Annotated in this window: 15 protein-coding genes, 1 pseudogene and 2 riboswitches; of the genes and pseudogenes, 1 reads left to right on the top strand and 15 read right to left on the bottom strand. The window is 26.5% G+C overall.

The window, feature by feature from the left end; all coding sequences use genetic code 11:
* Positions 1 to 34 precede the first annotated feature (34 nt).
* The 14 genes and pseudogenes from AC07E4_RS11860 to AC07E4_RS11795 form a co-directional block, all read right to left on the bottom strand.
* Positions 35 to 898, bottom strand: coding sequence for a DUF11 domain-containing protein (locus AC07E4_RS11860; protein ID WP_040328279.1), 864 nt, complete (start codon positions 896 to 898; stop codon positions 35 to 37).
* A gap of 36 nt (positions 899 to 934) precedes the next feature.
* Positions 935 to 1,462, bottom strand: a complete 528-nt coding sequence (locus AC07E4_RS11855) for an SPOCS domain-containing protein (RefSeq protein ID WP_051540256.1) — start codon at positions 1,460 to 1,462, stop codon at positions 935 to 937.
* A gap of 125 nt (positions 1,463 to 1,587) precedes the next feature.
* Positions 1,588 to 2,607 carry an ABC transporter ATP-binding protein gene (locus tag AC07E4_RS11850; protein WP_478216498.1) on the bottom strand — a complete coding sequence of 340 codons (1,020 nt, stop codon included), beginning with the start codon at positions 2,605 to 2,607 and terminating at the stop codon, positions 1,588 to 1,590.
* On the bottom strand, positions 2,607 to 3,593 hold the full coding sequence (locus AC07E4_RS11845; protein WP_478216497.1) for an ABC transporter ATP-binding protein: 987 nt from the start codon (positions 3,591 to 3,593) through the stop codon (positions 2,607 to 2,609). Before AC07E4_RS11845 ends, AC07E4_RS11850 begins: the two co-directional genes overlap by 1 nt.
* Positions 3,594 to 3,604: 11 nt before the next feature.
* Positions 3,605 to 4,450, bottom strand: a complete 846-nt coding sequence (gene opp4C / locus AC07E4_RS11840) for an oligopeptide ABC transporter permease (protein WP_478216496.1) — start codon at positions 4,448 to 4,450, stop codon at positions 3,605 to 3,607.
* Positions 4,451 to 4,486: 36 nt separating this feature from the next.
* On the bottom strand, positions 4,487 to 5,455 hold the full coding sequence (locus tag AC07E4_RS11835) for an ABC transporter permease (protein WP_040328272.1): 969 nt from the start codon (positions 5,453 to 5,455) through the stop codon (positions 4,487 to 4,489).
* Between the two features lie 102 nt (positions 5,456 to 5,557).
* The gene (locus tag AC07E4_RS11830) at positions 5,558 to 7,207 is read right to left on the bottom strand and encodes an ABC transporter substrate-binding protein (RefSeq protein ID WP_478216495.1); all 1,650 of its coding nucleotides are present in this window, start codon (positions 7,205 to 7,207) and stop codon (positions 5,558 to 5,560) included.
* Positions 7,208 to 7,664: 457 nt separating this feature from the next.
* A complete protein-coding gene (locus AC07E4_RS11825) occupies positions 7,665 to 8,492 on the bottom strand; it encodes an energy-coupling factor transporter transmembrane component T family protein (protein WP_040328270.1) in 828 nt (275 codons plus the stop codon).
* The gene (locus AC07E4_RS11820) at positions 8,489 to 10,180 is read right to left on the bottom strand and encodes an ABC transporter ATP-binding protein (RefSeq protein ID WP_040328311.1); all 1,692 of its coding nucleotides are present in this window, start codon (positions 10,178 to 10,180) and stop codon (positions 8,489 to 8,491) included. The genes AC07E4_RS11825 and AC07E4_RS11820 overlap by 4 nt, the downstream gene beginning before the upstream one ends.
* A gap of 147 nt (positions 10,181 to 10,327) precedes the next feature.
* Positions 10,328 to 10,756, bottom strand: a pseudogene (locus AC07E4_RS11815) (ECF-type riboflavin transporter substrate-binding protein); the annotation flags it as partial.
* A gap of 169 nt (positions 10,757 to 10,925) precedes the next feature.
* Positions 10,926 to 11,042, bottom strand: a riboswitch (SAM riboswitch).
* 183 nt (positions 11,043 to 11,225) lie between these two features.
* Positions 11,226 to 12,920: a methyl-accepting chemotaxis protein gene (locus AC07E4_RS11810; protein WP_478216494.1), complete on the bottom strand. Its 1,695-nt coding sequence runs from the start codon at positions 12,918 to 12,920 to the stop codon at positions 11,226 to 11,228.
* 520 nt (positions 12,921 to 13,440) lie between these two features.
* Positions 13,441 to 13,557: riboswitch (SAM riboswitch) on the bottom strand.
* An 82-nt stretch (positions 13,558 to 13,639) separates the two neighbouring features.
* Positions 13,640 to 14,116 (bottom strand): GyrI-like domain-containing protein, encoded by a 477-nt coding sequence (locus tag AC07E4_RS11805; RefSeq protein ID WP_040328268.1) that lies wholly within the window; start codon positions 14,114 to 14,116, stop codon positions 13,640 to 13,642.
* Positions 14,117 to 14,211: 95 nt separating this feature from the next.
* On the bottom strand, positions 14,212 to 14,742 hold the full coding sequence (locus AC07E4_RS11800) for a glutathione peroxidase (protein WP_478216493.1): 531 nt from the start codon (positions 14,740 to 14,742) through the stop codon (positions 14,212 to 14,214).
* Positions 14,743 to 15,052: 310 nt separating this feature from the next.
* Positions 15,053 to 16,186, bottom strand: a complete 1,134-nt coding sequence (locus AC07E4_RS11795) for a deaminase domain-containing protein (protein ID WP_430828538.1) — start codon at positions 16,184 to 16,186, stop codon at positions 15,053 to 15,055.
* An 888-nt stretch (positions 16,187 to 17,074) separates the two neighbouring features.
* Here AC07E4_RS11795 and AC07E4_RS11790 point away from each other — a divergent pair.
* The gene (locus AC07E4_RS11790) at positions 17,075 to 17,542 is read left to right on the top strand and encodes a GreA/GreB family elongation factor (RefSeq protein ID WP_430828537.1); all 468 of its coding nucleotides are present in this window, start codon (positions 17,075 to 17,077) and stop codon (positions 17,540 to 17,542) included.
* A gap of 88 nt (positions 17,543 to 17,630) precedes the next feature.
* On the opposite strand, the gene AC07E4_RS11785 is transcribed toward AC07E4_RS11790, so the two are convergent.
* A complete protein-coding gene (locus AC07E4_RS11785; protein ID WP_478216492.1) occupies positions 17,631 to 22,916 on the bottom strand; it encodes a DUF7507 domain-containing protein in 5,286 nt (1,761 codons plus the stop codon).
* Positions 22,917 to 23,247: the final 331 nt, after the last annotated feature.

Raw genomic sequence — 23,247 nt, 5'->3', positions numbered from 1 at the left:
ACCATTGATTATAGTTTCTATAATCAATGGTTGTTTAATAATATATTAATAAACTTGTAGTTATATATATACTATTTTTATTTAATAAATTAGCTTTTAAATACTCAATATTTATCTTTATATTATCTTTATTTGAATAAATCATACCTATAGGTGCCATCATACATGTAGAAAAACCAAAGGTATCTTCTATATATCTTTTATAGTGTAGTGATTTAAATAAAATTTCATACTTTATTTTACCTATTACTAAAACTGTACATTTGTCTAAATCTATAGAAGTTATCAATTTCGTTTTTATTATTTCTAATTTACAACTAATATCTAATATTTCTTCTATATAGGCATATGTCTTTATAGTATTTCCTAATACTGTTTGAAGAAAAACCTTATTCTTATATTTTACTTTTACCTCATTGCTTTTCTCATTTACTTTTATTGGAGGCTTTTCTATATTGTAAATATAATCATATTCTATATCTGAATAATTTTTTATAAGATTATGAAAATACATTGGTAATACTAACACTTTAAAAGTTATTTTTACTTTTTCTCCACTTGTTAAACAGCCTAAATAAAATCCTTCTTCTGGACTTATACATCTTCTTTTTCTATTATTTACTTCTACTGAATTTTCAATGAATTGTGTTCCTTTTTGTATAGTATCATGAAAAAAAATATTAGTTACATCAAATTCTCGTATATTTTCAATAATTATTGTATAAGTTAATATATCAAATGCATAGGTCTCTTTTTTATCTACATATTTAGTCATTTTTAAAGTATTCTCTATAATTTGTGTTGATACTAAATTACTAAAAATAGTTTTACTTATTACAGGGCTTTGTGGTGATAATCTATATTTAAAATCTATTCTACACTCATTAACTATATCCATTTTTAACCTTACACTCTTACTTGAATAAATTTACATTTAATATTCATCTAAATATTGTATTAATGTAGTGATACTTACCATAGCTTTACCTTTTCCTAAGTTTGCAATGCTCACATCTTCTATTAAATATCTTAAATATACTTTATCATCATTACATATATTTTGTGGTATTATTATAAAAGTACTAAATGGAATTTTAAGTTTTGCTACAGTTTTTTTGCACCTATCCCCTCTAATATAATAGGTTATTATTATACTTAGATTCAGCTCACCAACAATTACCAATTTTTTTCCTGTTAAATGTTGTCCCTCCACTGAAGTTCCTTCTATTGTACCTATTATTTTGCTTGATACTATATTTAAGATTGGATTTGTTGATTCAACCTTACAAATTTCTATTTTTCTATTATCATTATATATTTCATCACATAAATTATTTTCATGATACACATAACTTTTACAGTTAATTGTTTCATATATATTAAGTTGTTTAAAATATTTTAATTCTCCTATACTACTTGAACATGAAAGACTCGGAACCAGTTTTTGTAAATCTATATTCATCTTTTACTTCACTCCATAAACAAAAAATTATTATATATATATTTATCTTATATAATATGAAACCTTTCATTTTTATGTAACTAAATATATAAATTTCAACTTTTTATGTTTATACTGCTCTTCTTTTACTTAGTAGTATTTTTTATTTCAATAATATTATGACAAGCTACAAAATGATCTTGTTTTACTTCTAATAAATTTGGCTCATTACTTACACACTTTTTATTTAAATATGGACATCTTGAACTAAGTTTACATCCTGATACATAACTATCACAATTTGAAATATCTTCATTCAATCTTAATCTTTCTTTTTTCTTCTTTGGATGAATTTTAGGTATTGATGAAATTAAACATTTTGTGTATGGATGTATTGGATTTAAAAATAATTCCTCACAACTTGCTTCTTCTACAATTTTTCCAAGATACATAACACCTACTCTATCACAAAAATAATTTATAAGACTTAAATTATGAGATATAAACAGATATGTTAAATTCATTTCTTTTTTCAGTTTCTCCATTAGTATCAAAATTTGTGCTTGAATAGATACATCTAATGCTGAAGTAGGTTCATCACAAATTACAAATTTAGGCCTTATAGCTAAGGCTCTTGCTATGCCTATTCTCTGACGTTCCCCACCACTAAACTCATGTGGATACTTACCTATATCACAATCTCTTAGACCACATAACTCTAATATATTTATAATCTCCTTATTACATGTTTTCTTATTCACAACTTTATTTTTAATAAGACCTTGCTTTATAATATTTCCAACCGTCATATGTGGATCTAATGATGAATATGGATCTTGAAAAATCATTTGCATATTTTTTCTTATATCTTTAAATTCACTTCTTTTTATATTATGCTTTTTTTCTATATCAAATATTAATTTATTGTCAAACGTTAATGATCCACTAACTTTAGGAATTAAATCTAATATAGCTCTACCTGTTGTAGATTTGCCGCATCCTGATTCTCCAACCAACCCATATACCTCTCCTTTTTTTATATTAAAAGATATACCATCCACAGCTTTTACTATATTGCTATTTTTTTTCAATATACCACTATTATCATTAAAGTAGCATTTTAAATTCTTTACTTCTAATAATACATCCTTGCTTGTAGTACACATTACGCCTCACCATCCGATTTTAAATTATACTTGAAACAACTAACTTCATGTTCTATTCCAACAAAATTCAATTTAGGCCTTTCATTTTGACAAATATCCATTCTAAAATCACATCGTTCATAAAATGAGCATCCTTCTGGAAGTTCTGTAAGTTTAAGAACTTTTCCCTTTATACATTTAGGTATTTCTCCTCTTTTAAAGTTTTCTGGCCTTGAATTTATTAACCCTATAGTGTATGGATGTTTAGGACTATCAAAAATATCTTCAACCTTAGCTTTTTCAACAATTTTTCCAGCATACATAACCATAACTTCATCTGCGACCTCACAAATAACACCTAAATCATGAGTTATAAAAAGAACTGACATGTTAAACTTATTTTTAATATTATTTATAAGTTCTAATACTTGTGCTTGTACTGTTACATCTAATGCAGTTGTAGGTTCGTCTGCTATTAAAAGTTTAGGTATACATATTAAAGCCATAGCTATCATAACTCTTTGACACATACCTCCACTTAATTGATGAGGATATGAATTTAAAACTTCTTCTGCCCTTTTTATTCCAACTAAATTTAAAAATTCTAACACTTTTTTCTTATTCTCTTCTGCCACAATGTTTTTATGTACTTTTATCACTTCACCTATCTGATCTTTTATTTTTAATACAGGATTTAAGGCAATCATAGGTTCTTGAAATATCATAGCAATTTCATTGCCTCTTATTTTATCTAACTCATTTAGATCTAAAGATAATAGATTTTTTTCATTAAACATTATTTCACCATTATCTATATTTCCATTTTGACTCTCTATAAGTCCCATTATTGACATAGCTGTCATGCTTTTTCCACATCCTGATTCTCCAACTATACCTAAAACCTTTCCTTCTTTTAAATTAAAACTAACTCCATCAACAGCTTTAATTTTATTTTTATTTGTATTAAAGCTCGTTGTTAAATTTTTTACCTCTAATATATTTTTCATTTTCTATTTCACTACTCCTTTACTTTAGGATTTAATACTTCTCTAATTGCATCTCCTATAAAATTGATAGATAAAATAGTCAAAAAAATCATTATTCCAGCTGGTGCCCATTCCCACCAATATCTCATAAGTGATTTCATATTTCTAGCTGTAGATAACATATTTCCCCAACTAGGTATAGGTTGCTTAACACCCATTCCTAAATAACTTAATCCAGCCTCTGCTAATATAGCTCCTGCAATCCCCAATGTTGCATAAACAATTATAGTTGGAATACTATTGGGAATTATATGTTTTATTATAATTTCCATAGAATTCATGCCAACACATTTTGCAGCCTCCACAAACTGTCTTTGCTTTAACGCCATAACTTGACCTCTAACTATTCTTGCTATAGTTGTCCACCCTAAACATCCTATTATAAAAACTGAATTCCAAACACTTGCACCTATTAAATCTGCTAGTATAATTGCTATTACTAAAAATGGTAAACACATAAATATATCTATAAAAATCATTATAATATGATCTATAGCTCCACCATAATATCCAGCAATAGCTCCAAATGTTACACCTATAATTAAAGATATAGCTGTTGCTCCGATTCCCACTGCTAGTGATACTCTGCCACCATAGCTCAACCTTACAAAAACATCTCTACCTAAATCATCTGTTCCTAATATATGTTCAAAACTAGGTTTGCTATTAGCTATTGCTGTATTTATAAGATCTCTTTCATGACATGTAACAATGCTCCCAATCAAAGAAAGTAACATTATAAATATTAATATTGCACACCCTATTATTGCCTTTTTATTTTTTAAAAGTTTAAAAATTCTTTTATTGCTATTTATCATTTAACTTCACCTTTTCTACATTAATATTTTTATATTTTATTTAAACCTTATTCTAGGATCTACAATAGAGTAAATAAAATCTGAAAGTAAATTTGCTATTAATATACTTGCTGAAAAAATTAATGCACACCCCATAACTACTGGATAATCTCTGTTAGCTATAGATTGATAAAATAAAGTTCCCATTCCTGGCCATACAAATATAGTTTCGATTAATATAGTTCCTGTAAATATATAACCAAGAGACATACTTAATAATGTAACAATTGGTATTAAAGCATTTCTAAATGCATGTTTATATACTACAAGTTTTTCACCTAATCCCTTTGCCCTTGCAGTTTTTATATAATTTTCGCTAAATACATCCATCATAGCTGACCGTGTATATCTCATAAGTGAAGCTATTTCTATTATTGTCATAGATAAAATTGGCAAAATCATATGTTTACCTACATCACAAAATTTACTGAATCCCGTTAAATTTTTTCCTAAACTAGACATACCCGATATAGGAAACCACTTTAGGTTAACCGCGAAAATTTTAACTACAAGAAGTGCTACAAAAAATCCTGGTATTGAAATTCCTATAAATGCTAGTATTGTAAGTATTTTATCAGTTTTTGAATATGGTTTTACAGCTGATATTATTCCTAATGGTATAGCTATTATCGTTGTTAAGATTAATGTAATCATAGATAATAAAAAAGTATTCTTTATTCTTCTTTGAATTATATCTGAAACAGGTTCGTTATATCTTATAGATGTACCTAAATCCCCCTTTATAACTTTTCCTATCCATTTTCCATATTTAACATGCATTGGATCATAATATCCTATTGACTTCAATGCATCTTCTTTGTCAGATGCTGAAATGCTAATTTCACCTTCAACAATATTTGTATATGGATCCCCTGGTGCAATATTTATAAGAGTAAATATAATTATAGATAATCCTATAAATACTGGAATCATTGTAAAAATTCTTTTCAAAAAGTATTTGCTCATTTTTATACCCTCTAAATCTAAATTCATAAAAAGTAATTGCCTTTCTAAACTTAAATTATTATTAGAAAGGCAATCCTTAACATTATATTTTATTTATAAACTTTAATCTTCCACAAACCATTCATTAGAATACTGACTATATATAGGTTGAGCATTCTTAAAGTTTTTAATTCTATCACTTACAGCCATTGTGCTCTTCCAATGGTAGCTGTAAATTACCGGCAATTCATCATTCAATATTGTAGCAATCTCTTTAAGTATTGGCTCTCTCTCTTCTTTCGTTACCATTGTAGATGCTTTTTGGATAAGTTCATCTACTTTTGGATTATTATACCCAGTATAATTATAACCATTTGGAGGTGTTAATGTTGAAAGATAACTTGGACCTAAATCTCCATCATAGAAGTTTCCTATTCCCATAGAATAAGTATCAAAATCTCCATTCTTAACATCATTTGATAATGCAGTAAATTCCATTGGTTTTAATTCTACATCTATACCTATATCTTTGAAATTTTGTTGTAGCATTAGTGCATATTTAGTTTTTGACTCATCTCCACCAACATACTTATAAGTAAATGTAAATGGATTTCCATTATAATACATCTTTTTATCGTTTTCCTTGTATTCAAATCCAGCTTCTTTGAAAAGTTCTATAGACTTTTTAGGATTGAACTTATATTCATTTAATCCATCTGGATGAGCCCAAAAATTTGATGGATATGGATTGTATGCAACTTCACCTTTTCCTTTTAAAACTTCTTTTACAATTGTTTCTCTATCTAAAGCATAAGCTAAAGCTTGTCTTGTTTTTTTATCACTAAATTGAGGTTTTCTTAAATTAAGTCCAACATAATGATATGCATTATTAGTTATATCTTCAATTCTATAACCTTGCTCTTTATAAGTTTCTTCGTCTTCTTTAGTTAAATTTCCCACACCTATAATATCTACTTCTTTATTAAGTATTTCTGATTCTGCTGTTTCACTACTTACTAATTTAAAAACATACTTATCGATATTAGGTTTACCTTTCCAATAATATTCGTTTGCTACAAGTTCTACTCCTTGATCCGGTGTAAATGTTTCAAGTTTAAATGCACCTGTTCCAATTGGTTTTCTTATCAAATTTGTATCATTTTGTACTTTTTCTACAGTATCTTTATTCCATATATGTTCTGGTATAATTCTCATCATAAATCCAAAATTAATTAAAGCTGATCCATATACTTCATCTGTTGTTATTTCTATTATATAATCATCAATTTTTTTTACACCTTTCAGTTCTGTAGATTTTCCTGTTTTATAATCTTCATATCCAGTTATGTTTTTAACAAACATTGTATATGGTCCTTTATATTTTTCATCAGAACAAAATTTAAATGTAAAATCAACATCATCTGCAGTAAATTTTTCACCATCATGCCATTTCACGTCATTTCTTAGTTTAAAAGTTAATGTTTTGTTATCATTTGAAAATTCGTATGACTCAGCAAGATTTGGTGCTATATCCATATTTTCATCTAAAGATAATAATCCATCATATACAATATTGTTAATAGATGCATCATAGCTAAATGTAAATGATGTCGGTAAAAAAACACCACTTGGAGAAGTTCCTATTGCTTCTGTAACTACTCCACCTGTCTTAACTTTTTTAGCTTGTTCTTTCTTTTCTGCATCACCACAACCTGTAAATGCAAAGCAAACTGTGATGATTAAACTTAAAATTAAGCTTAACTTTCTCTTCATTTTAGTCCCCCTAAATTTGTCATATTTTTAATTTTTTTGTAAAATACTTTTTTACTATATCATTTAACAATCCTTTTTCTACATATTTTTCATATTATTTGAATTTCAAATAAATAACTTAGTATCTATAGAATATTTGATTTTATTAAATTTTTCTATTTGCAGTTTGTTAATAATATAGGGAAACAAGCTCGAATTTAAAACTATTTTTTTAGCTGTAAATATATTACTTTCAAAAGTAATACTAACTTTAAAATGATTCCGAGCTAGTCTCACTCTTAAGGGTATCCAAGTTTTGGAACTAATAATTATGAAGATGAACTTGGAACCCTATAGTTTCACTATAATATTTCTTTACTATATAATTTTTTAAAACAGAAAAAGATGTCATAAAATTTAATTTACAACATCTTTTATACGTTTATAGTTCTATATATACAACTATAAGTTTATATTATTATAAAAATGGATTATAAAAACGTCCTCCATTATATATATTGCAAGCTATAGCCATAAGTAAAATTGTCATCATAATTGCAACTGTTATATAATCTCCTATTTTAAAACTTCGTTCGCTATACCATGTACGTTTCTTTTTATTTCCAAATGCTCTTAATTCCATCCCAGTACTTATTGTTTCTATTTTATCTAGACTTGAAAAAATAAGTGGAATTAATATAGCTACTGATTGTTTTATTCTTTTAGATACCTTTTCCTTTTTAGACATGTCTATTCCTCTTGCTTGTTGTGCAAATGATATATCCATATAATCCTTTTGAATATCTGGAACATATCTTAATGCTATTGCTACTGAGTAAGCAATTTTATAATTTACACCAATTTTATTTAAAGATGCTGCAAATTCACTAGGATTTGTTGCCACTATAAATAATAATGCCATTGGTATTATAGAAAAATATTTTAATGTTATATTAAACTGATAAAATAATTGTTCTATTGTTACTGTGTATGGTCCTACAATCGTAAATAAATCTGTTCTACTATTATATATCTTTACACCTTCCATTGGTGAAAAGATAAATATAGCTATGTTGTTTATAAGTAAAAATACTAGTATAAAATATAGTACAAAAGAAACCTTTTTAAAAGGAACCTTTGAAATTTTAAATACTACTACACTAAATATAAACATTCCTATAAGCAAAAATGTATTATAGGTTACCATTGATGCTATTGCCCAAAGAATTAATGCAATGAGCTTTGATGCACCACTAAGTTTATGAATAGGCGAATCTATCTCAGAATATTCTAGCATTGTATTCATACTTTTCTAATCCTCCTATCATAATCAATAAATCTTTTAACAAAATTTCTTGGTTCTTCTAAATTTGCTTTTAATGCTAATTCATATAAAGATGTTTCTTTTAAGTTAGCTTCTTTTATAACTTCTTCATCTGTAAGTATATTGGAAGCACTATCTTCTGCTATTTTTAATCCATTTGATAATACTATTGCTCTATTAGTATATTCAAGCATTAAATGCATATCATGAGTTATCATTATTATAGTTACACCTTTTTCATTTATATATTTTAAGAACTCCATAATCTCACTATAATGTCTAAAGTCTTGTCCTGCTGTTGGTTCATCTAAAATTATAATTTCTGGATTTAATACAAGAATTGAAGCTATAGTTACTCGTTTCTTTTGACCAAAGCTTAAAGCTGATATTGGCCAATTCCTGAATTCATATAAACCACAAATTTTAAGTGTTTCATATACTCTTTCCTCTATTTCTTCTTCACTTATTCCTCTAATCTTAAGACCTAATGCAACTTCATCAAAAATCATTGACTTAGATATCATAGCATTAGGATTTTGCATAACTACTCCTATTTTTTCAGAACGTTCCTTTATAGTTTCATTTTCAATACTTCTTCCCTTTAATAATATATCTCCACTAGTTGGTTTATAAAAACCACATATAAGTTTAGATATAGTAGATTTTCCAGCACCATTTTTTCCAATAATGCTAACCATCTCACCTTTATTTATTTTAAATGAAACTCCCTTAAGAATTTCCTTATTTTCATCATATCCAAATTTTATGTCTTTAAGCTCAAGAATAGCATCGTTACCACTTTTATTAACAACTTCACTACTTTCTTGATACCAATTATTAAGTTTATGTTTTTCTTTATCTAATTTTAAAGTGTTTATAGCTTCTGGGCATAATTCCTCTGTTATTTGTATACCTGCGTATTTTAATGCTGTTATATATAAAGGTTCTCTTATACCAGTTTTATTTAATAAATTGGAACTTAATAATTCTCTAGTAGTTAAATCTCCAACAATCTTTCCATTATCAATTACTATTATCCTATCAATATCAGAGTGTAATACATCTTCTAATCTGTGTTCTATTATAACTATGGTTTTGTTATCTTTCTTATTTATATTATCAATAAGCTCCATAGCACTCTTACCTGTTGCAGGATCAAGACTTGCTAGTGGTTCATCAAATAAAAGTATATCTACATCTGAAACCATTACCCCACCTAATGTAACACGTTGTTTTTGTCCTCCAGATAAGCTATGAGGTGAAGATTTTAAATGACTATTTATATCCACAATTTTAGAAACTCTATCTACCTTTTCTTTCATCTTATCTTGTGATACACAATCATTTTCTAATCTAAATGCTATATCTTCAGCTACAGTTAATCCAATGAATTGACTATCTGGATCTTGAAGTACAGTTCCTACTACACTAGAAAGTTCAAATATGCTCATATCTTTTGTTTCTTTGCCTTTAACTTTAAGTGATCCTTGTATTTCACCTTCATATAAAAAAGGTACAAGCCCATTAATTGCATTTGAAAGTGTACTCTTGCCTGATCCTGATGGCCCTACAATAAGCACTTTTTCTCCTTCATATATAGTCAAATTAATATTTCTTAATGTTGGTTCTTTTTGTGAATTGTATTTAAATGTAAAGTTACTAAATTCAATTACCGGCTTTTGGGAACTTTTCTTTGAACCATTTTTTAAACTTAAATCATAGTTTTCATAAGAAACTTTACTTTTTTCTTCATTTACTTCTTTAATTAAACTGCCCTTTTGGGTTCTGCTTTTAGCATATGTATACAATAATGTAGTTCCTAAAAATCCTACTATTATTATATTAGATATACTTGCTACCGCACCTTGAATATAAAGTTTATCTATTGGTTCACTATAAATTACAATATCTAATGTTGGTGCTACTACACACCAAGCTATTATATTTGCTAACACTTGATAAATATTAAATATTATTGCATGTTTTTTCGTAAATTTTCCTTTTGAAATATCCACTGATTTTTTTGCAAATCCAATAATAAATCCAGTAACACTAGATGCTATTATCCAACTAAACCAAGGACTACCCCACATCATTAAATCCTTTAAAGTATGTCCTACAAATCCAATTGCAGCTCCTGCTATTGGCCCAAATATAACTGACATTAATCCTAAAAATGCATAACTTGTTTCTAGATTTGTATTTGGAATCCCCGTAGGAATCGATCCAAATCGCCCTAATATCATAAATACAGCTGCCCCAATACCTATAGCTACTATTGTTTTAATGGGTAGCTTATTATTTTTTTTCATCTATTTTTCTCCTTATTTTCTTGTATTTTTTAACTTTATTATATATTATTCAAAACAAAAACGCTAGATAACTCATACCTAGCGTTGAAAAAACATATAATTTTTCTCATCTACTAGCTAAAAGCTACAGGATTTAGCACCACACTTTATATATCATTTATATATAAAAATAGGTTGCTGGGTATCATAGGGCCAGTCCCTCTACCACTCTTGATAAGAATTCAATATTAAATTTACTAATTAATGATATATTACAATATCTTTAATGTCAATAGTATACTCTATAGTTTTGAATTTAATAATAAGATTTCAACTTATATTATCATAAAGTTTATTATTCTTTTAGTCATATTAATCGTTGATATATTAGGAAAACTCTCATTATCTTTATTTAATAACTATCTTATATTTTTTTTATTTTAAATTGTGACACCATATTATTTAAGTTAATAGCCTGTGCTGTTAATTCTTGACTTGCTGCTGCACTTTCTTCTGATATAGCTGAATTTGATTGCACTACTTCTGCTATCTGTTGTATTCCATCATTTATTTGTTCAATTGATTGTGCTTGCTCTTTTGATGCATTTGTTATTTCAAAAATTAATTCAGTAGATTTACTTACTGAATCCACCACTTTTACCAACTTTTCAGCAGTACTATTCACTAATTGTTTCCCATTTTTTACAGAATCTATAGATTTTCCAATTAACTCCATAGTATTTTTTACTGCTTGTCCTGATTGTTGTGATAACTCTTTTACTTTATTGGCTACTACAGCAAAACCTTTTCCTGCATCGCCTGCTCTAGCTGCTTCTATACTAGCATTTAATGCTAGTAGATTAGTTTCTGTAGCTATTGATTCAATGTCTTTAATAATACTACTAATGTTTATAGATGATTTTTCAATATCTTCCATTGCACTTACCATTTCTTTCATACTTTTATTTCCCTCATTTACAACAACCATAGATTCATGTGACATCTCATTTACATCATTAGCTATTTTTACAGTGTTTTGAACTTCATTGCTAATTTCCCCAATAGATGCTGAAAGCTCTTCAATTGCACTTGCTTGTTCAGCAGCTCCTTGTGCAAGATTTTGTGATCCTTCTGCTAATTGATCTGATCCACTGGAAACTTGATTTGATGCTTCATTTATTTCTATTATAATATCACTAAGCTGTCTAATAATTTTATATATAGAATCTTTTATTGGTTCAAATATACCAATAAATTCAACTTCAGGTTCAATATTAAAGTTACCATTAGAAATTTCTCTTAAACCCCTAGCCGTGTCTTTTAGTACATCATTAGTTACTTTTATCATTTTTCTCATGCTATTTGATAATAATCCAAGTTCATCTTCAGAATAATAATTAAGTTCTACATTAAACTCTCCATTTGCCATCTTATCTGCCGCTGTTTCAATTTCTAATATTGGATTTGTCAAACTATTAGTAATATATATAGCTAAAATAGCTGTAATTCCAATTGTAATACCTGCAACTATTATCAAAATAACAATTGTAATTATTTGTATCACTCTCAAAGTTTTATATTTATTTGTTGCAATTTCTTGAGATTGTTTATACATTGATTCTAAGTATGTGTTTGCTTCTAATAGTATTGGCTGATAATTTTCAAAAAATATTTTTCTTCCCTCATCATTAGCATTAACTAAAGCCAATTCATATATTTTTTCCTTAAAATCTTTTGAAGTATTCATTGTATTATCAAATTTTTCTATCAATATCTTATCACCTAAAAAATTATTATTTAAGTAATCTAAATCATCTTTTATCGAATCAAGTTCTTCTTTTGCATTATTTATATATTCTTCTGTTTTACTTTTATCTGGGGTACCAAATGCATAATTTATAAATTTTGAATATGATTGAATTGTTCTACGTATTTCCATGACTTTATTTGTGTTTTGATAAGGACCGTTGTAAAATGTTGTGAAACTTCTTCCTACTAATACTAAGCTTACAATTGATGATATTACTGTAATAATTAGCATAAAAATAATAATAGAAAATATAGTTTTTAATTTCTTTTCAATTTTAAAATCTTTAATCTTATCTTTTAGTTTTTTCATACATACACACTCCTATTTTTTTACAAATTAATATCATGTATTTTCATTATTCTATATTACGACTTATTATTCTAAATATTAATAAAACTTAAATGTATTTAATATAAATTTAATACTTTAATTTTTTTTAAAATTTATTTTAATATATTTAAATATAAATTATTCTTTTTATAATAAAAGTATAAAAATGTAATTGTTTTTTTAAACTTTATATAGTCAAATAAATTTAAATCTCCATCTTCCTTATTAGCTATCAAAATAACTTTTTCTTTATAATCTTCTAACATATTTAACTATAAAAATACAGTAATATGAATTTCTTATATTATAATTTTTTAAAATTTAACCCTCTATATAATAAAATAATCACTTAGGTTTTTCTTAAACCTAAGTGATTATTCATTGTATTTTCTATTCACCATATTTTACTTGTAATTTTATATTAGGATGTTTTTTGCAAAACTGAGTAATTATAAAAACGCTAGATACTTTCCCTCTAGCGTTTGAAATACATAATTTGTTCTCATCTACTAGCTAAAAGCTACAGGATTTAGCAGCACACTTTATATATCATTTATATATAAAAATAGATTGCTGGGTATCATGGGTCCAGTCCCTCTACCACTCTTGATAAGAATTCAATATTAAATTTATTAATCCAATCTATTTATTTTTAATTTAATTATTTAAAATATATTTAATTTTTTCAAAAATAAAATTTATTCCGGTGTTTTCATTTTTATTGGAACAAAGTTATCTGCTTGATGATAATTTAAAGCCTTTATAGCACATTGTGGTGTTATAACATGAACCATAATAGGTCTACTGTTATCAACTTCTATTTGTTCATTTTTTTCTATCCATTCTGAAATACTCTTAATAACTCTTGCACCGTCCTCATCATCTCCGTCTATTGAAGTTGCAACAGCATATAATCCACCGTTAAAATCCATAATTTCATATTCACAATCACTTATTTCTTCTTCAATAGCATAATACCAAACAAGTCCTTCATTTTTAAAATCATACCATATAAAGTCTCTTGGAAAAAATTTATCTTTTCTATTCTTATCATATGCACTCCACCACTTATCAAATTTACCCAAAATTCCTGTTTCTGAAAAATCACAATTCACATCACAACCTGATGAAACCATTTTACATTTAGGCAACTCAATTAATCTAATATTTTCCATTTTCATCCCCCATTTTCAATTTATCTGACAATATAATTATATTATCATCTTACCTAATTAATATATAAAAATAATTTGTAAATTTTTATATGTTTTTACAGTAACTTTTCAATTGCACTTTCTATTTTTTCTGGTTCTACTGTTGGCGCAAACCTTTCTACAACTTTTCCATTTCTGTTTATAAGGAATTTAGTAAAATTCCATTTTATATCATCATCTTTTGTGTTAAATCCTAATGATGTTAGTTTATCATAAAAAGATTTTGATGCTTCATCTTCATAAGCTTTTGGTGCTTCTTTTCTTAAATATTTATATAATTCAACTGCCTTTTCTCCATTTACATCAATTTTTCCAAAAGTTTTAAATGTTGTTCCATAGTTTGTTTTACAAAAGTTAACTATTTCTTCATTGCTTCCTGGGGCTTGCTCAAAGAATTGATTTGATGGAAAATCTAAAATTTCAAATTCTCTATCTTTATATTTATCATATATTTTTTGAAGACCCTCATATTGTGGTGTAAATCCACATCCTGTTGCAGTATTAACTATCAAAAGAACCTTTCCTTTATAATCTTCTAATGAAATTTCTTTTCCCATTACATCTTTTACTTTGAAATCATAGATCATTTTTAACTCCTCCATACTAAAATTATAATATGTTTAATTATTTACATAACTTATCATTTACTATTAACATTAAATAATTCACTCCTGTTAAATTTTTTTCATTTTACTTTATATATATATAACTATTTATTCACACTAATTCATTCTTTAAATCCAAATTATCAATAACTAAACTTTATACTACATATCCAGAAGCATGTCTCACAAGTAAACTAATATCAATACCTATGCAATACTCTCACATTTTTAAATTTCTATAAAAAATCACCTAGGTTTTTCTTAAACCTAAGTGATTTTTCATTATATTTTTCTATTCACCATATTTTTTAATATATTTTACTTGTAATTGTATATTAGGATGTTTTTTACAAAACTGACTAATTACAAAATAGCAACTTGGACATGGTTCCCACTTGCTGTAAAGAATAAGTTTTCCTTTATCCTTTAAAAATTTTTTTTCTATTTGCTTATGTATTTCTTCCAATATCTTCTTTTCACTATCATTAACTCTTTCATATCCAACACCCAAATTTCCCAACTTATTTACCTTTAAACTTTTAAAAACTGACTTTTCCATAGGTGGTGCTGCACAATAATTTGATATTTCATTTTTCCCACTTATTGCTTTAAATTCCTTATTATCATATGTTGCAATTGCTATATTTATAGAATCTTGCAATGCTTCACTTTGATTTATATGAAATGTTGCTTTTTCTTTTTCATCTACTCTCATATATTTATTTATATTTTTTATTAAGCGTTTAACTCTTGGTATATTATTTTTTAAATGCTCATGATATTCTACAGTTCCTTTTTTAACTTTAAAATATTCACACTCTATTTTTTTAGGTATCTCTAATGATATTGTTTTTACTTTACTTTTATCATTGTAATTTTCTTTTAAACTATCATTTCCTACTAAAATCATTCTCTTTAATAATTCTATATCTTTTGCATAAAGATATTCATTATCTAATTCCTTCTCTAACTTTATTAATTCAAACTTTTCTTCTAAACTTATTTTTTTATCTACTCTAGTTTTTATTTCTTCTATTTCATCTAAAATCTCTTCAACACTTTCTTTTAAACTAGGTTCTCTCTCATATTCAATTCTATCTATATACATTTTTTTAATTTTACATATACTCTCACATAATTTATTATGATTATTTTCAAATATAGTAATTCTTTTTACATAATCTATAAAATCATTAATATCATCTGCCTTATATGTAGTCTTAGTGTCATTAATACATACATTTAACATATTCATTGAATTATTATCTAATTTAAAAGTATCTATAACTTTCTTTCTAAACTTTAGTTCATCAAATTCATTTATATTGTACCCTTCTGTTTTTAATGCATTTTTAAAATCATCTGAATTACTGATTTTTATTCGTTCTTTTTTTCTTTCTTTTAATAAGCCATTTTTTCCCGTCATATTAACCCCTTATCTTTAGTTTGTAAGTAATAAGTCTATTTATAATTATATATATAATATTAATTACTTTACAATATTTATTATTACAATTTCTCAACTATAGGAAACTTAACTTTATAGCTATAACTTTTACAATAGAGGTTTTATTTTTTTCTATATATTATATAATATTATAGGGTTACAAGCTGAAAAATAAAATTATTTTTGTTTCATTTGGGAATTCTAATTAATTTAAAATGGAAAATTGAAAGTTGAAAGTGAATGTAAAAATTGGAGATTCAATTTTTAAAAATGATTTTTTATTAGATTTGCAAAGCAAATTATTTAAACGCAATATAAAAATTTAGCTTTATAAAATATCCAAAGTAATAATGATAGTTACTATTAAAACTATGATTAGTAAGAATATTATGATGGGGAATTTATTCTCCAAAATGAACTTTTTATGGATAAATATTATACTGATTTTATTTGAAGTACAAATAAAACATTGTAGTGGGGATTTCAATCCCCGGGATATTCACCATCACTTTTCACTCTTACTTTTTAATTGGTTTCCAACATGATAATAGAATAAACTGTAAGCTTAATAATATCACTTGATAAAGATGTTATTTAAACTTCGAACTTGGAACCCTATATAGGGTTCCAAGTTCATCTTCATAATTATTAGTTTCAAAACTTGGATACCCTTAAGAGTGAGACTAGCTCGGAATCATTTTATAGTAAGTATTTCTTTTGAAAGCAATATATTTTCAGCTTAAAAAATAGTTTTGAATTCGAGCTTGTTTCCCTATATTTAAGGGTGTTAATTTTTGAAACAAATTAAATTGTAAGATTAGTTTAAAGCCCTATGACATAATATATTTTGTGGGAGGTTTATTTTTTATGAAGAATCATCAACTGACAGAAGAAAACATAAAAAAATTAAGAGAAGAATTAGATTATAGAATGACTGTAAAAAGAGCTGAAATTGCTAAAGAGAAACTAGTAGCTGCTGCACATGGAGATAGATCTGAGAATGCTGAATATAAAGAAGCTTGTGCAAACTATAGAGAAAATGATAATAGAATTCAATATTTATTAACTATGATATCTACAGCAACTGTAATAGATGGCGATAACATAGATAAATCAGTATTAGGTGTTAATGGTAAAGCTAAAATTAAATTTGTTGATACTGAGGATGAAGATATTATAACACTTGTAACTACACTAGATGCATCTCCTGAAGATATGTGTATAAGCATAGAATCTGATTTAGGTAAAGCTTTATCTGGTAAAAAAGCTGGAGATATAGTTGAAGTTACTGCTCCTGGAGAAAATTATTCAATAGAAATATTAGAAATACTTTAAAGTTTTTTATATTATAATTTATAAACAATTAGTCTATAATCATAATATTTTCAAATAAAAAAGTGAGTATACTACTCACTTTTCTATTTTATTTACAACAACCTAAACATGATTTTATTAAAACAGTATTATTTATAAATACATTCCTATTATCTAATTTATTAAAATATATATCTTCTATAAATCCTTCAATTTTTACATTGTTATCCTCGGCATAATTAGATAATACTATAAATGTTGAAAATGGTATATTATAATGAGCTGAATGAACAGATTGACTTTTACATAATGCAGTATATTCAACTACTTCAGTTAATACTCCATGAACAATCAACTTATAACCTCCTAATTTCTGACCTTCATTAGATTCACCATTAGAAGTTTCTACTACATACTTATTTATTATCTCTATTTCACCCTTAACATTTAATATTCCCTCTATATCTGGCTTTTGTAATGGTATTTGAATTACTTTTTCTACACTAAATTGTTTAAAATTTGATATTCCAACATCTACTATTGTACTTGAGCTTTTACTTATGCTCTTTTCTAATTTATTAATATTTTCTTTTAATATATAATTAAATTTAACACTAGCTTTGTTAATTATTTGTTGTTTGCAATTAGATTTAATTACTTTTACAGTATACTTAATTATAACTTCATCACCTTTTTTTATATCCCCTATATTAACTCCTTCTCTAATATTAATATTATTAATAACTTTTCCATCTATAGAAAAACTACCTTCTATTACTTCAACTTCAAATGGTAAATCATCTTTAAATATTACATTGTAAGCATCTAAAGTTCCTGTATTCTTTAATATTACTGTATAAGTTATATTATCTTTTAGAACTACAAATTTTTCATCTGCAGTTTTTTCAATATCTATATTGGCTATTTCCGGATATATTTCAACTTGATTACTAGATGATATACCTGTTTCTGAATTTTCGCCTGGTAACTTAAATCCATATTTTGCTTTTGATATATTAGTTATTGGTACTATTTCATTAGATATAACCTTTGCTTTAAAAGTTATTGTAACACTTTCACCTGGTTTTAATACTCCTATATCTATACCTGATATAATACCTGATTGTAAATCTTCAACTCCATTTACAGTTACTGTTCCATATATAAACTCTAAGCTTGAACTCAATATATCTGAAATAGTAATTGGATTAACATCTACATCGCCTAAAGTTATATCTCCTGTATTTTCAGCAAATAACGTATATGTGACTATATCTCCTACTACAACATACTTTTTGTCTACACTCTTAATTAAAGTTAACTGTGGATTAAAAACTTGAACACCAGTATTATCAGTAGCTATCTTATTTATTTTATTGGGATCTGTTTCAGAGTTTACAGTTACCTTAGCTGTTCCTACTATAATATTTTTAAATATTTCATTTAAATCAGAAATTACTTTAACTTCTATTTCAACAGTTTTATTTTCACCTATACTTATATTTCCAATATCAATTCCTGTTTTTAAATCTCCAGTAATAACCACTCCATTTAACTTTATGCTTAAAACTTGAAATTCTAATGGTAAGTCATCTTTAATAATAAAATTATTTATTTCTATATTTCCTGTGTTTTTAATCTCAATGGTATATACAAATATTTCTCCAACCTTAACTGAGCTTTTATTTGAAATTTTGCTTATTGTAAAATTAGGATTATATACATTAATTTTATTTTCATTACTAGTTGAATTTCCATTAAAATTATTTTTAGATACTATATAATTAAACTTTGAAATTGAAATATTAGTTATAACCCCACTTTTAGGAATAGATGTTACTTTTGTATCAAATGATATTATTTTTTCTTCTCCAATTTCTAAATTACCAATATTAACTCCAGTTAATATACTTTGATTTGAAGGTATATTATTTATAGTTAACTTTCCTTCATAATTTAAATTTGATGATAATTCATCACTAACTATGACATTTTGTAATAAAACTTCTCCAGCATTAATTGCCTTTATTGAATACCTTATGGTATTTCCAACTAAAGCTTTAACTTTATCAGATGATTTAACTAAAGTTAAGTTTGCTTTTATTACATGTATATTAACTTTATTTGTGACAATTTTACTTTTAATTGGTGGAAGATTATCATTAACTCTATACTCATAATTTATCTCTGCATCATTTGTTAAAACACTTGGAGCACTTTGCAATACCTTCACTTTAAAAGTTGTAGTAATAGTTTCACCTGGCGCAATGCTACCAACATTTATTCCTAAATTTGGATTTTGCAAAGGTTCTAATTCACCATTGATAGTAACTGTACCTGATATAAATTCTGTTCCTTCTGGAACAATATCATTTACAATTGTATTAATAACACTTACATTTCCTGTGTTTTTCAAATTTATAGTATAAGTTATTATATCTCCTGGTGTTGTAACTATTTTATCTGATGACTTTTCTGCATTTTGTGGCAATATTTCACCATGGTTAACCTTTGTATATACAGTGTTTGTATAGCCACTTCCACTTACTGAATTAGGGTTAGATGGATTAACTGTGTAGGTATATTTTATATATGCAGTATTTGGGATTGGGTTTGGCACTGGAATTTTATCTACTTTCACTGAGTAACTCAAAATTATTTTTTGATTAGGCAAAATTCCATTTGTAATATTAATTCCACTAGATGGACTTCCAGTTATAGGAACATTTGATACTAAACTTCCCTCAATATAAATTGTTCCATTAGGAATAGCGTCTGATATTACAACATTGTTAGCAATTGTATTACCTGTATTATTAACATTAATTGTGTAAGTTATTTCTTCTCCTATATCTGCATATTGTTTATCTACAGATTTAACTAAATTCCCTGATGATACTAAATCTGCATATACAACCTTTATATCAACTGATGAAGTGTTATTATTTGGATTAGGATCCTTTGTTGTACTACTTACCTTAGCTGTATTTGTAACTATACCTAATGCAGAATTAGTTATAGTTCCTCTAATAAGAATGGTTTTTGATTCATTTACTATTAACGTTCCTATATTATAAGGACTTATCCATACGCTCCAATCAGTTCCTCCATTCGTAGAAAATTCAACATTGGATATTTCTTTTGGTACTACATCCTCTATAATTACATCTTGTGCATTTGATGGTCCACTATTGTTAATAACTAAGGTATAAACTACTGTATTTCCTCTATTTACAAAACTATTATTTACTGTTTTTTTAATACTTATATCCGCTAAAGAATTTATAGGTGTTCCAATTGTATCAGTATTATTATTTTGATTTGGATCTTTTGTTGTGCTGCTTACTGTAGCTGTATTTTGTAAAATTCCAGTTACATCCTTAGGCACTATACCTCTTATTAAAACTACCTTAGATTCATTATCTTGTAATGTTCCTAAATTTAAACTTCCTTTCCATGGTAACCAATTTAATGAACCCTCTAACATATATTCAGGATTTTCTAGTATTACAGCATCTTTAAGTTTAACACCTTGTGAGTATGATGGACCTAAATTTGATATAACTATAGTGTAGGTCAACATTTCTCCTGATACTATCGGACTAGGGCTTGCTGTCTTTTTAACAGTTATATCAGCCAAAGTATCTACTACAGTTGTTGATTTTGATGTATTATTATCTGGACTAGGATCTGGTGTTGTTGATTTAGCAGTAGCTGTATTTTCTATATTTTCTATACATGATGAGTTTACATTTCCTCTTATTTGTACATTTATTTCAGGTGCTTCTGCTTCTATATTCCCTAAATTAATTTTATTTTGAAGCCATGGCTTCCATGGTAATATTCCATTAATTAAATATTCTGGATTTAATATACATTGTGGAACTATATCTTCTAATATTACTTCCTGTGCATTTGATGGTCCTAAATTCATTATTTCTATATTATACGTTAATAAGTCCCCTGCAATTACTGGATTAGGATTACCTGTTTTCTTCACAATTATATCTGCTAATGTGTTTACTTTTGTGGTTGTTGTGGAAGTATTATTATCAGGATTTGGATCTGGTGTTGTTGAGGCTATCTTTGCTGTATTAATTATATTTTCTATACAAGATTTATTTACAGTCCCCCTTATTTGTACATTTATATCTTTTGCTCCATAAATTAATGTTCTTAATGTTATTCCATTTTGAGGCCATGGTTTCCATGGTAATACTCCATCAATTGAATACTCTGGATTTAATATACAGGATGGAATTGTATCACTCAATATTACATTTTGAGCATTATCCGGGCCTTGATTAGTTATAACTATTGTATAATTAATATTATTTCCTGCAATTACAGGATTAGGATTTGCCGTTTTTATTATTCTTAAATCAGCTTTTTTAGGTGTGTTAGTTATTGTATATTTTATTATATCACCAAGTTGTAATGTTACTGATTCTGGTAACTGTGTTATTGGAGGTATTTGTCCACCATTAGATAAATTGATAACAGATATTGTTTGATTATAATCTGTTAATGAATTTTCACTTTCTAAACTCATTGACTCATCTATTGTATAAGTATTATTAACTTTACCAAATACATTTGCTGTCTCTATTTGTATTCCATTTGAATTTCCTGTTGTGGTTACTTTATTATTTGGTATTCCATTTATACTTAAAGTAAATTGATCTAATGGACTTCTTCTTGATGTAATATTTTTTAACACTTCTATTTTATTTATAGCAAAACCAATTGCAATTCCTTGTCTTCCGCCTCCTCCAATAGATGAACTTATAACTCTTACATTAATATCAGTTGCATTTTTTGTTACAATGACAGGTGCTGAAACAATATACCCACTTGTACCTTCTTCTTTAAATATATTTGTTCCAATTCCACTAATTGCTGGTGTAGTTGCTATACCTCCACCTACTGGTGGTATATTTATTAATAAATCCCAAACACCTTGATTAGTAGTATATATAATACCTTCTTCCAAATTTGTAGTTTCTCCATCAGCTAAAATAACAGAGTAATTGGGAATGTTCATTCCTTCTTTATCCAAAACTTTTATATTAAAAATCCTTAACTCAGTTACTCTATTATTAAAATTACCATTTGGCTCATATAAAACTACATTTCCATTAATCCCTGTATACCCTGTATTTCCAAAAGCTGCTCCTCCTGATGTTGGTGATGGTGTTGCTACAAATGATCTTCCCCCTAATGCAATTGCAGTATTGGTTAAATCAAACTTAACTGTTGAACCATCTAATAATGTGGCAGTTATATCAGTTATTGTTTCACCTGGATTTATAGTAAAATTTCCAAAATTAACCCATCCAATACCACCTGCACTCGGTGAATTTCCACCAGGATTTGCATAAACTAATGATGCCATAAAAGTTCCCCTCCTCAATAAAATTTTATTAAAATCTATATAAATAAAACTTTTCTCTATGAGCTATTTTCTAAAAATATCACAATATAGTATATTCACAATTAAATCTTTGTTGATTTTTGAGCAGTTCTATTTTCTATTTATTCAAGAAATTATATAAGGTTATCTCGCATTTATATTTTCAAAATTTAAGTCTATAGGGTTCCAAATTCAAAATAACAAATTTATCAATTGAAAAACTTTTTTCTTTCATCAAGAAACAGGAATTATTTAAATTAGTATTTCTTTAAAAATTGATTTAGAAACTCTTATTAATTTGTTTTTTATTTTC

This window comes from Clostridium amazonense (assembly GCF_056431285.1).
Note: the sequence above shows the minus strand (reverse complement) of the source record. Positions and strands in the feature narration are given on the sequence as shown.